This window comes from Microvirga sp. P4_G7 (assembly GCF_056401005.1).
On record NZ_JBFUKD010000044.1, the window covers coordinates 1 to 11,603 of the forward strand.

11 protein-coding genes and 1 pseudogene are annotated in these 11,603 nt (G+C 62.8%); 4 read left to right on the forward strand and 8 right to left on the reverse strand.

All coding sequences use genetic code 11. From position 1 onward, the window contains the following. A partial coding sequence (locus tag AC1DT3_RS04345; protein WP_477464017.1) for a hydantoinase/carbamoylase family amidase occupies nucleotides 1–939 on the forward strand: 939 nt, incomplete at its 5' end. Beyond that, a complete protein-coding gene (locus tag AC1DT3_RS04350; protein ID WP_477464018.1) occupies nucleotides 936–1,397 on the forward strand; it encodes a GNAT family N-acetyltransferase in 462 nt (153 codons plus the stop codon). The genes AC1DT3_RS04345 and AC1DT3_RS04350, both read left to right, overlap by 4 nt. On the opposite strand, the gene AC1DT3_RS04355 is transcribed toward AC1DT3_RS04350, so the two are convergent. From AC1DT3_RS04355 to AC1DT3_RS04390, 8 genes are all read right to left on the reverse strand, one after another. Then, the gene (locus tag AC1DT3_RS04355) at nucleotides 1,389–1,907 is read right to left on the reverse strand and encodes a GNAT family N-acetyltransferase (protein ID WP_477464019.1); all 519 of its coding nucleotides are present in this window, start codon (nucleotides 1,905–1,907) and stop codon (nucleotides 1,389–1,391) included. The genes AC1DT3_RS04350 and AC1DT3_RS04355 overlap by 9 nt on opposite strands. A gap of 11 nt (nucleotides 1,908–1,918) precedes the next feature. Continuing rightward, nucleotides 1,919–3,550 carry an HAL/PAL/TAL family ammonia-lyase gene (locus AC1DT3_RS04360; protein ID WP_477464020.1) on the reverse strand — a complete coding sequence of 544 codons (1,632 nt, stop codon included), beginning with the start codon at nucleotides 3,548–3,550 and terminating at the stop codon, nucleotides 1,919–1,921. 171 nt (nucleotides 3,551–3,721) lie between these two features. Beyond that, complete coding sequence (locus AC1DT3_RS04365) at nucleotides 3,722–4,798, reverse strand: sn-glycerol-3-phosphate import ATP-binding protein UgpC (protein WP_477464021.1); 1,077 nt, start codon at nucleotides 4,796–4,798, stop codon at nucleotides 3,722–3,724. Between the two features lie 98 nt (nucleotides 4,799–4,896). Next, nucleotides 4,897–5,742 carry a sn-glycerol-3-phosphate ABC transporter permease UgpE gene (ugpE, locus tag AC1DT3_RS04370; protein ID WP_477464022.1) on the reverse strand — a complete coding sequence of 282 codons (846 nt, stop codon included), beginning with the start codon at nucleotides 5,740–5,742 and terminating at the stop codon, nucleotides 4,897–4,899. After that, nucleotides 5,742–6,623, reverse strand: coding sequence for a sn-glycerol-3-phosphate ABC transporter permease UgpA (ugpA, locus tag AC1DT3_RS04375; RefSeq protein WP_477464023.1), 882 nt, complete (start codon nucleotides 6,621–6,623; stop codon nucleotides 5,742–5,744). The genes ugpE and ugpA overlap by 1 nt, the downstream gene beginning before the upstream one ends. A 123-nt stretch (nucleotides 6,624–6,746) precedes the next feature. Further along, entirely contained in the window at nucleotides 6,747–8,057 is a 1,311-nt protein-coding gene (ugpB, locus tag AC1DT3_RS04380; RefSeq protein ID WP_477464024.1) for a sn-glycerol-3-phosphate ABC transporter substrate-binding protein UgpB, read from the reverse strand. A 367-nt stretch (nucleotides 8,058–8,424) separates the two neighbouring features. After that, nucleotides 8,425–9,630 (reverse strand): NAD(P)/FAD-dependent oxidoreductase, encoded by a 1,206-nt coding sequence (locus tag AC1DT3_RS04385; protein ID WP_477464025.1) that lies wholly within the window; start codon nucleotides 9,628–9,630, stop codon nucleotides 8,425–8,427. Continuing rightward, nucleotides 9,627–10,055, reverse strand: a complete 429-nt coding sequence (locus AC1DT3_RS04390; RefSeq protein ID WP_477464026.1) for an Lrp/AsnC family transcriptional regulator — start codon at nucleotides 10,053–10,055, stop codon at nucleotides 9,627–9,629. Before AC1DT3_RS04390 ends, AC1DT3_RS04385 begins: the two co-directional genes overlap by 4 nt. Nucleotides 10,056–10,173: 118 nt before the next feature. On the opposite strand from AC1DT3_RS04390, the gene AC1DT3_RS04395 reads away from it, so the two are divergent. After that, on the forward strand, nucleotides 10,174–11,307 hold the full coding sequence (locus AC1DT3_RS04395; RefSeq protein ID WP_477464027.1) for a saccharopine dehydrogenase family protein: 1,134 nt from the start codon (nucleotides 10,174–10,176) through the stop codon (nucleotides 11,305–11,307). A gap of 109 nt (nucleotides 11,308–11,416) precedes the next feature. Then, a pseudogene (locus tag AC1DT3_RS04400) lies at nucleotides 11,417–11,603 on the forward strand (hypothetical protein); the annotation flags it as partial.

Genomic DNA, 11,603 nt, shown 5'->3' on the forward strand with positions numbered 1-11,603 from the left:
GTGCTCGGGATCGTCGTCGCCGAGACCCTACGCGCAGAAGGCTTGGTGCCCGCCTGCCCGATCGAAGTCATCGCTTTCGGCGATGAGGAAAACGCGCGTTTTCCGACCCACCTCTCGACCTCCTACGCCTTATCCGGTCGCTATAGTCCCGCATGGCTCGACGGCACGGACGCGACCGGCATGCGTCTGCGCGACGCCCTGACGGCTTTYGGTGGCGATCCGACGGGGATCAACGCCATTCGGCGCGATGCGGCGCGCTACCGTGGTTATCTCGAAGTCCACATCGAGCAGGGCCCGATCCTCGAGGCGGAGAATTTGCCCGTCGGCATCGTGACGGCCATCAACGGCGCAACGCGCGCGCGCATTTCCGTCACCGGCGAAGCGGGTCATGCCGGCACCGTGCCGATGATGATGCGCCGCGACGCGCTCGCCGCTGCCGCCGAGATGATCGGCATCATCGAGCGGACCGGCGCAACGCGGACCGACACGGTGGCCACCGTCGGCGTCGCGAAGGTCGAGCCGGGCGCCATCAACGTCATTCCCGCGCACGTGGATTTCACGCTCGATGCACGGGCGCCGGACGATGCGGTGCTCCTTGGAATGGTCGAGGACATCCTCGCCGAGCTCGACGCCGTCGCGCGACGACGCGGCGTCAAATTGCAGGTGGATCGCTTCAGCGATTCTCCGGCAACGCCCATGGACGAGGGTCTCTCCGCGCAACTCGAAGCCTCGATCAGGACGCTCGGCATGAAAGCACGACATCTTCCCTCGGGTGCGGGCCATGACGCGATCGCGGTGGCCGCCCTGTGCCCCGTCGCCATGCTGTTCGTGCGATGCAAGGGTGGCATCAGTCACAACCCGGCGGAATCGATCACCGTGGAGGACGCCGACATCGCCGCCCGGGTGCTGATCGAAACGGTCCGGAGAATTGCGGCGTGAACCATGACATCGCGCTCGTCGAAGCGCCGGGCGACGACATCAGGCAGGCCATCCAGGACCCGTTGCGCGCCTACAATCGGGGCATCGTCGGCCCCGATAGTGCCATCGACGATCTCGCGATCGTCATCCAAGATCCCGATTCGCTGGTCGTGATCGGCGGTCTCTGGGGACGGACGGGCTGGGGCTGGCTGACGATCGAGCTGATCTTCGTTCCGGAAGCACTACGCGGCCAGGGCATCGCGACACGATTGATCGCGGCGGCCGAAGCGGAGGGACTTCGCCGCGGATGTCATTCCGCCTGGCTCGACACGCTCAACGCGAAGGCTGTGGTTCTCTACCAGCGCCTGGGCTACACGCGTTTCGGCGAATTGAAGGATTTTCCGGTCGGCAACAGTCTCTCGTTCCTGCAGAAAAGACTGACACCGTCGACAGACGAGAATGCACCGACGTCAGATTGATCGCTCCCAATCCTCCGCCAGCATTGTCCAGCGTTCGTGATCGCGCCACGCGCCGCCGATCTTGAGATAGCGCGGCGAAAAGCCCTCGAGCCGAAAGCCGAGACGCTCGACGAGAACGCGAGACGGTAGGTTGCCCGGCTGGATGTTGGCTTCGACCCGGTGCAATCCGAATTCGTCGAAAGCCATAGACACCACCTGCGCCACCGCTTCCCGCATCAACCCACGTCCCGCCATCCCAGCAACGCCGTAATAGCCGAGATAGGCATTCTGAAAGAAGCCGCGAACGATCTCGTTCAGGTTGATGATACCGACGATGTGGCCGCTGGCGCGTTCGCGCGCGATGAAGCCCATGTGGCGGTCTCCGTCGCAGCGCGACAGATACGCGAGGAAGGCCGCCCGATCTCGGCAGGGATAGACCCACGGCTCATGCAGCTCGATGCTCGCGAGATTCGCCGCGACCAGTTCCGCGGCGTCCTCGAAGCGGACCGGCAGCACCGAAACCCGGGCCATCGGCGTCGCCTTTATTCCAACGCCCCGACGGCATCCTCGACCGCGGCAACGACGGCGCCGGACCGAACGAGATCGAGCGCCTGCTGCATTTCGGTGGCGTACCACCGGTCGCCGTCGAGCGCCGGCGGGATCACCGCGCGGATGGCTTCCATCGCGGCGCGCGTGCCCTTGCCGAGCGGAAAATCCTTGGCGACCGGCTCGACGAGAGTAAGCGCCTGGGCCGCCATCAACAGCTCGCCGGCGACGATCTGTTCGACGTTCTCGACGATGGTGCGCGCCTTGCGTCCGCACCAGGTCGAGTTCGACACATGGTCCTCGGCATTGGACTTGCCGGGCACTGAATCCACCGAGCCCGGCGTTGCGAGGCCGCGATTTTCCATGACGAGCGCGGACATGGAGCATTGCACCGTGGCAAAACCGGTATTGAGACCGCGCTTGCCGGCGAGAAGATTGCGCGGCAATCCGTACGACATCGTCGGATCGATGAGGCGCGACAAACGGCGTTCCGAGATCGAGCCCAGATCCGCCATGGCGATGGCGAGCAGATCCATGGCCTGCGCCACGTATTGCCCGTGGAAATGGCCGCCCGAGATCGAAACGTACCCGCCGTTGCCGTCGTCGAAGATCAGCGGATTGTCGGTCGCCGAATTGATCTCCGTGCCGATGATGCGCTCGACATATTCGACTGCTTCGACCGCGGGGCCGTGCACTTGGGGTGTGCAACGCAGGGAATAGACGTCCTGCACGCGCGGGCTTGCCGGCGTGCCGGGTTGGCGCGGCTCGTCGGGAAACACGACGTCGCGCGCGCCCTGCGAACAGCGTTTGCTGCCATCGAGCACGCGCAGAAGATTGCGCGCCACCCGCGCCTGGCCCGGATGGGGTCGCGCCTTGTGCACACGCGGATCAAAGGCCGCGAGTTCGCCGCGCATCGCCTCGAGAGAGAGCGACATGGCGATATCGGCGTGCTTCAGAAGCTTGCGGGCATCGAACACCGCGAGCGCGCCCAGCGCGAGCGACGTCGTCGAGCCGTTGATCAGCGCCGACGCATCCTTGGCGCCGAGATCGAAATCGGGATCGAAGCCCGCCTTCGCGATGGCCTCCCGCGCCGGCATGCGGCGGCCCTTATAAATCATCTCGGCTTCGGCAAAGCCGCACACCGCGCCCGCCATGTGGGCCAGCGGCGCCAGGTCGCCCGAGGCGCCGACGGAGCCCTTTTGCGGGATCACGGGATGCAGTCCTGCATTCAGAAACGCGATGAGGCGCTCCACGAGCTCGACGCGGGGGCCGGAATAGTTCGAGGCGAAGGCGTTGGCGCGCAACATCATCATTGCGCGCGTCACGTCCTCGGAGAAGGGCTCTCCGACACCGGTCGCATGGGCGTAGACTGTCTTCTGCTGATAGGCCGCCATCTCGGCGATCAGGACGCGCTGGTCCTTGAACAGCCCGACGCCGGTGTTGAACGCGTACATCAGCGGCGCGTCGTCGTGCATCCAGGTGCGGTCGATATAGGCGCGCGTCGCGGCGATCTGTTCGCGCGCCTTCGGATCGAGCGCGGCCTTCTCGAACCGTCCCTTGCCGTTGGCGCGCGCAACGCGGGCTACGTCACGAATCTTGAGCTTCAACCCGTCGATTTTGACCGTCATGGCATTCCCTCGCTGAAGAGAGGGATACCGGGGCGCGGATTTGCGCGCAACTGCGTCAGGCGTTCGGCTGCGGCGGGTCAGCGAGGAATTCGGACGCCTTCCCCCGCAAACCAGGCAGCGCCCGCACCACGAGGGTGCGCGGAACGGGCGCTTTGATCAGGGCCCCAGAGATCAGGAACGGCCAAGCCGCTTCGTGCTCTGCGGGTCGAACAGGTGGACGTTCGACGGATCGATCGACAAGGACAATTGCTTGACGTCCGCTGCGATCTGGCCGGTCGGCGCCTGCACGACGAAGTCGCCTCCGGCGAGCTTGCCGTGGAAAAGTTGCGTCGCGCCGAGCTCTTCCACGAAATCGACGTCCATCGAGAGCGGGCCGGATCCGGCGACACCGGCACGAACGTCTTCCGGACGAAGCCCCACTTCGATATCCATGCCCGTCGCGAGCCCATCGCGCATGTCGGTCGCCGAGAGAACCTGACCGCCGACGGACACGCGACCGGGGCCTTCGACCTTGCCGGCGAGAATATTCATCGGGGGCGATCCGATGAAGGTCGCGACGAAGCGGGTTTCCGGACGGCGGTAGACATCGGACGGCGTGCCTACCTGCTCGATCTGGCCGCCGCTCATCACCACGAGCTTGTCGGACAAGGTCATCGCCTCGACCTGATCGTGCGTGACGTAGATCGACGTCACGCCGAGGGCCTTTTGCAGGCGCTTGATCTCGACACGCATCTGCACACGCAGCTTCGCATCGAGGTTCGAAAGCGGCTCATCGAACAGAAACACTTGCGGCTTGCGCACGATGGCGCGCCCCATGGCGACGCGCTGACGCTGTCCGCCGGAAAGCGCCCGCGGCTTGCGCTCCAGGAAGGGCTCGATCGCGAGAATGCGTGCGGCTTCCTTCACGCGGGAGGCGATCTCGTCCTTCGGGGTGCCGCGGTTGCGCAGGCCGTAGGCCATGTTGTCGTAGACGCTCATGTGCGGATAGAGCGCGTAGTTCTGGAACACCATGGCGATGTCCCGCTCGGAGGGTTCGATCTCGTTGACGATGCGCTCGCCGATCTTGACCGAACCGCCGGAAATGGTCTCGAGTCCGGCGATCATCCGCAGCAACGTGGATTTGCCGCAGCCGGACGGTCCGACCAGCACGCAGAACGAGCCGTCCTCGATGCCGAGGGAAACACCCTTCACGGCTTCCACATCGCCCGCATAGATCTTGCGCACTGTATCGAGCGTCACACCTGCCATTGTCTCAATCCCTTAACATCTGCCTGCCCGTCGTGAACGCGGCAGAATTCATTGCATTTTTAAAGTCGGTCGCTTCCAAGAAATCCGCGTTTGACGCGTCACTTCTCGGTTTCAACGAGGCCCTTCACGAAAAGTCTCTGCATAAAGATCACCACCAGCACCGGAGGCACCATGGCGAGAACAGCCGTCGTCATGGCGATCTGCCACTCGGTCAGCGCGTCCTGCGTCGTGATCATCTTCTTGATGCCGATGACGATGGTCTGCATGGAACTTTGCGTCGTGATCAGCAGCGGCCAGAGGTATTGGTTCCAGCCGTAGATGAACTGGATGACGAAGAGCGCGGCGATCGTCGTGACCGACAGCGGCAGCAACGTATCCTTGAAGAACCGGAACGGCCCGGCGCCATCGATCTTCGATGCCTCGAGCAATTCGTCCGGGATCGTCATGAAGAACTGCCGAAACAGCAGCGTTCCGGTCGCGGACGCGATCAGCGGCAGGATCAGTCCCGCATACGTATCGAGAAGACCCAGATCGGCGACGATCTTGTAGGTCGGGTAGATGCGCACTTCCACCGGCAGCATCAGCGTGATGAAGATCACCCAGAACGCCGTGCGGCGGAACGGGAAGCTGAAATACACCACCGCGAAGGCGGACAGGATCGAGATCAGGATTTTTCCGATCGCGATGCCCATCGCCATGATGAACGAGTTGGTCATCATCATGCTGACCGGCTCGCGCGCGAGGCGTCCGCCGGAATACAGCGCACGCGGATAGTTCACGCCGGCCTGATCGCCAGGGAGCAAGGGCATGTTGCCGTTGCTGATGGTCGCAGCATCGAAGGTCGATGCGATCACCGCCAGGTAGACCGGGAACGCGACGATGACGACGCCCATCCCGAGAACCAGATAGGCGATGATATTCCGGTAACGCCTGTTCTCGACCATCAGTACTGCACCCTACGCTCGACGAATTTGAACTGGACCGCGGTCAACGCGATGACGATGATCATCAGGATCACCGATTGCGCCGCCGATCCGCCGAGATCGCCGCCGAGGCGACCATCGGCATAGACCTTGTAGACGAGTGTCGTCGTGCGCCCCGCGGGACCACCGCCGGTCACCGCGTCGATGATGCCGAAGGTGTCGAAGAAGACGTAGACGATGTTGACGACGATGAGGAAGAACGTGGTCGGCGACAGAAGCGGAAAGATGATCGTCCAGAACCGGCGGATCGGGCCGGAGCCGTCGATCGCCGCGGCCTCGATCACGCTCTTCGGAATGGCCTGCAATCCCGCGAGGAAGAACAGGAAGTTGTAGCTGATCTGCTTCCAGGTGGCCGAGAGAATGAGAAGCGACATGGCGTGATTGGCGTTCAGCATCGGATTCCAATCGACGCCCATGCCCTTGATCGGCTTCGACAAGGTGCCGAGCGTCGGGTGGAACATGAAGATCCACAACACGCCCGCGATCGCCGGAGCGACGGCGTATGGCCAGATCAGAAGCGTCTTGACCGCCTGGCCGGCCTTCAAGTTCTTGTCGGCCTGGGACGCCAGAAGAAGGGCGCAGGACAGCGACAGAATGGCGACCGCGCTGGAGAAGATCACCGTCGTCACCATGGCGCGGTAATATTCCGGCTGCGCGAACAGAACGCGGTAATTCTCGAAGCCGACGAATTCCGACGACAGGCCGAACGCGTCCTCCAAAAGGAAGGACTGCCAGATCGCCTGCGAGGCGGGCCAGTAGAAGAAAACGAGCGTGATCGCGAGCTGCGGAATGATCAGCAGGTAAGGCAAAAGCTTGTTTGAAAAGAGGGCTCGTTTTTCCATCGCGTCCGGGTCACCCAATATGGCGGCCAACGGGAACGACGTCCCGATCCGCAGGCTCTTTCATAAGATCATCCCGGGCAGTCGGTGACCGCCCGGGATGAAGCGTCTTTCAGATTGAAGGATTTACTTGGTAACCGTGCGCTCGAACTGGCGCAGGATCGTGTTGCTGCGAGCGACCGCCGCATCAAGCGCGTCCTTGGCAGGCTTCTGGCCAGCAAGAGCCGCTTCGATTTCCTCCGAGACCACGTCGCGGATCTGAACCATGTTGCCGAAGCGCAGACCGCGGGAATTCTCGGTCGGCTCCTTGTTGGTCAGCTCGATCAACGGAGTCTGCAGGACGGGGTTCTTCTCGTAGAAGCCCGAAGCCTTGGTCTTCTCGTAAGCCGCCTTGGTGATCGGCAGGTAGCCGGATTCCTGGTGCAGCTTCGCCTGACGGTCGGTGTCGGAGAGGAAGGCGAAGAACTTGGCGACGCCCTTGTATTCTTCCGGCTTCTTGCCGCCCATCACCCACAGCGAAGCGCCGCCGATGATCGAGTTCTGCGGAGCACCCGTGACGTCCGGATAATACGGCATCGGAACGGAGGTGAAATCGAACTTCGCATTCGCCTTCACGTTGCCGTAGAAGCCCGACGAGGTCAGGAAGATCGCGCATTCGCCCGAGGTGAAGCGGCCTTCCGAGCGGCTGTCGCGGCCCGAATAATCGTAGGTCTTGTCCTTCTGGAGATCGACCAGCGTCTGCAGGAATTTCACATGCAGCGGCGAGTTGAACTTCATCTCGGTATCGAAGCCGTCAAGACCGTTGGCCTTGGTGGCCATCGGCACGTTGTGCCAAGCCGAGAACTGTTCGATGACCGCCCACGGAGCCCAGGCATTGCTGAAACCGCAGGAATTCTGGCCCGACGCCTTGAGCTTCTTGCCGGCTTCGAAAACATCCGGCCAGGTCTTCGGGATCTCGGTGATGCCAGCCTTCTTGAGGGCATCCTTGTTGATCCACATCACCATGGACGAGGAGTTGAAGGGGAAGGACAGCATCTCGCCCTTGGCGGTCGAGTAGTAGCCCGTGATCGCCGGGAGATAGGCCTTCGGATCGAAGTTCTCGCCCGCTTCCTTCATCATCTCGCCGACCGGCTTCACGGCGCCCTTGGCGCCCATCATGGTCGCGGTGCCGACTTCGAAGACCTGCAGGATGTGCGGTGCGTTACCGGCGCGGAATGCGGCGATGCCGGCATTCATGTTGTCGGCGTATTGGCCCTTGTAGGTCGTGACGACCTTGTAGTCCTTCTGCGAGGCGTTGAAATCCTCGGCGAGCTTGTTCACGACGTCGTTGTTGGCGCCAGTCATGGCATGCCACCATTGAATCTCTGTCTGCGCAAAAGCAGACGTGCTCGTGGCAAGCCCCATTGCCACGGCGGCGAGGAAAATCCTCTTGCTCATCGTCAGTCTCTCCCTTGTCATCCCGGTGGGATGTTCTTGTCGTTCATGATCATCCGGGCACGAAAGCTGGATGACAGTGCAGTGACGGAATCATGACAAGCATAGCCGGCTTCAAAATGGAAGCCCTTTTGATGGGCGAGTCTCAGGGGCTGGGGACACCATTCCTTGGGAAGCAATTCCCTGCGCCGGCAAGCGTTGGAGACGAGTCTCCTCTGTCCAAAACGCCGTTAACGATGGCTTGAAGTTTCCCCCTGCAAATCGCCGCACTGCACTCTTCGCCTAAAGTCGAATCCGCTGCCCACGAAGAAAATTCTGTCCGTTCGACCAGGAAAGAGGTCCTTCGAGCGGAATCGTGGGCGACTCGAACTCAGATGACGTTGCGTTCGATCAGCGGACGGTTGGCGAGGACGCGATCGTAGCCGAGTTCCGACAGGTCGAGCGCACCGTAACGGCCGCGCACGATGAGTTCCGACAACCCGCGACCGATCGCCGGCGCCTGCTGCAGGCCGTGTCCCGAGAAGCCGTTGCAGAGGTAAAAATTCCCGATCTCGCCCGCCGGGCCGACGATGGCGTTGTGATCGAGCAGACACATGTCGTAGGGCCCGGCCCAGGCCCGTCCCGGCTTGATGGCCTCGAAGGCCGGCACGCGATGGGCGAGCGACGGCCAGATCACCTCGTCGAAGAACGAGAAATCGATGTCCTGCGACGCGGGATCGTCATCGTGCCAATCGGGATCGGCGTCGGCTTCCGGCGATGCGCCGCAAATGAATCCCTCGCCCTCGGGCCGCACATAGGTTCCCGAGACGTCGATGAGGAGCGGGCAGTTCTCGATCGTCTCGCGGCAGGTGAAGGTGAAGACGTAGCGCCGTTTTGCCTGAACCGGAATCGGCACGCCCGCCGCGGCAGCGAGTGCCCGACCACCTGATCCCGCACAATTGACCAGCGCTCCGCAGGCGATCCTGCGGCCGTCCTTGAGACGCACGGCGACCACGCGGGTCCCTTCGCGTTCGACCTCACCAACCTCGCCCTGAATATACTCGGCGCCCAGCGAACGGGCTTTGCGGCGGAACGCCTGCAGCAGACCCCAGCCGTCGAACCAGCCTTCGCCCGAATGACCCCAGGTTCCCGCCTTCAGATCATCGACGTTGAGCCAGGGGAAGCGCGCTTTGAGCGCCGCGGGATCCATGTACAGGATGTCGGCGCCTTCGGCCGATTGCAGTGCATGGTTCTCGGCAAGGACGGGCGCGCCGGCATCGGTCGCACAATAGAGATAACCGCCTTCCCGCAACCCGATTTCCGGGCGCTCGTCACCAACGGCCAGGCGCTCGCCGATGCTGCGCAGGAACTGAATGCCGTAGAGGGAAATGCGGACGTTCACCGCGCTCGAATATTGCTGCCTGATCGACGCCGCCGACAGGGCGGAAGCCGACAGATCGTAGGTCGGGTTTTTCTCGATCACCACGACGCGCCCGTCGAATCCCGGATCGGCGAGAAGATGATAGGCAGCCGAGGAACCCATGACGGCACCACCGACGATCACGACATCGGCCGCGGCAACAGGAGAAGAGGTCATCGTTCGAACTTCGTTGAAAGGATGATGGACGATTGCGTGCGCTCGACGCCCTCGAGCGCACCGATCTTGTCGATGGCGGCGTCGAGGGTCGGCACATCCTCTGCCTCTACCACCGCAAGGAGATCAAAGACACCCGCGACCGAATGAAGCGCGCGCAGTTCGGGCATCCGCTGCATGGCCGAAGCGACCGAGCCGGAAGCCTTGGGCGCAACGACGATCGTCACATGCGCCCGCACCATGCGGCGGCTGATTTCCTCCGCGAGACGGATCGTATAGCCGACGATGATCCCCCGTCGTTCCAGGCTCTCGACCCGCGCCTGGACAGTCGTGCGGGAGAGCTTCAGTCGCCGCGCGGCCTCGGCGTGACCGATGCGGGCATTCTCCCGCAACAGGGCGATCAAGGCGCGGTCCGTCACATCAAGCATCACTTCGACCAATCAGTTCGGCATTATGCCGAAACCTAGTCGGCTTTCCGTCTACCTGTCTATGGCGTTYTGCATGGTTTTCGCGTTTTCTTGACATCAAACATTTTGGGAGGCCTCCATGCATTCAATCCTCGTCATCGGCGCCGGCAAGATCGGCTCGACCATCGCCGACATGCTTCACGAGACCGGCGACTACGCGGTCACGGTCGCCGACAGCTCCGCCGTCGCCTTGTCCGCCGTCGCCACCGACGGCATCAAGACGATCCAGCTCGATTTCAGCGACGCCGTCGCGCTCCAATCCGCCTTGAAGGGCCATTACGCCGTTCTGAGCGCCGCGCCGTATCACCTGACTGCGCACGTGGCGAAGGCCGCGCGTCTCGCCGGCGTGAACTATTTCGACCTGACCGAGGACGTGGCGACGACCCGGATGGTGAAGGAACTCGCCGAGAACGCGACCACCGCGTTCGTGCCGCAATGCGGTCTCGCGCCGGGCTTCATCTCCATCGTCGCCCACGATATCGCGAGCCGTTTCGACAAGCTCGACACGGTGCGCCTGCGCGTCGGCGCGCTGCCGCAATATCCGTCCAACGCGTTGTCCTACAATCTCACCTGGAGCACCGACGGCGTCATCAACGAGTATATCGAACGCTGCGAAGCGGTCGTCGACGGCAGCCTGCGCGAAGTCCCCGCGATGGAGGAACTCGAGGAGTTCTCCCTCGACGGCACGCGCTATGAGGCTTTCAACACCTCCGGCGGTCTCGGCACCCTGTGCGAAACCCTCGCCGGCAAGGTCCGCACACTGAACTACAAGACCATCCGCTATCCGGGCCATTGCGCGCTGATGCGCGTTCTCCTCAACGACCTGCAGCTGCGCAACCGTCGCGAGGTCCTCAAGGACATCCTCGAACAGGCCGTCCCCGCCACCATGCAGGACATGGTCATCGTGTTCGTCACCGTGACCGGCGAGCGTGACGGCCGCCACGTGCAGGAAACCTATGCGCGCAGCATCTACGGCCAGTCGATCGCCGGAAGGCAGCGCACCGCGATCCAAGTGACCACGGCCGCGGGAATCTGCGCGATGCTCGACCTTTTGGTGGAAGGAAAGCTCGAGGCACGCGGATTCCGGCGCCAGGAGGAGGTCTCCCTGGAGACTTTCCTCGCCAACCGTTTCGGCCGCGTCTATGCGGGCGAGCGTCTCGGCGAAGTTCAGGATGTGGCGGGTAACAAGATCCGTCTCGACGCGGTCGCCTGATCTCCTTAAAGACGGTGGCACGAGGGCCACCGTCGACCCGGTTCAACAAACAACCAAGGTGGCGCGCCCGCATTGAGGCCCGCACACCTGTTCCCATGGGAGATCTCTGATGTCAGCCCGCGATCAAGCTGCTTTGAAATCCGTTTCCGCTTCGCCTTTGGATGTGGGATCGGAGTGTCGTTCGCTTTTGTCTCGTCTTGGTGTTTCGGAGAGTGTGTTTGGCGGGGGTGGTCGAGAGGCGCGTTCGCCGATCACGGGCGCGGTTTTGGGGCGTTTGGTCGAGACGTCTGCGGCGG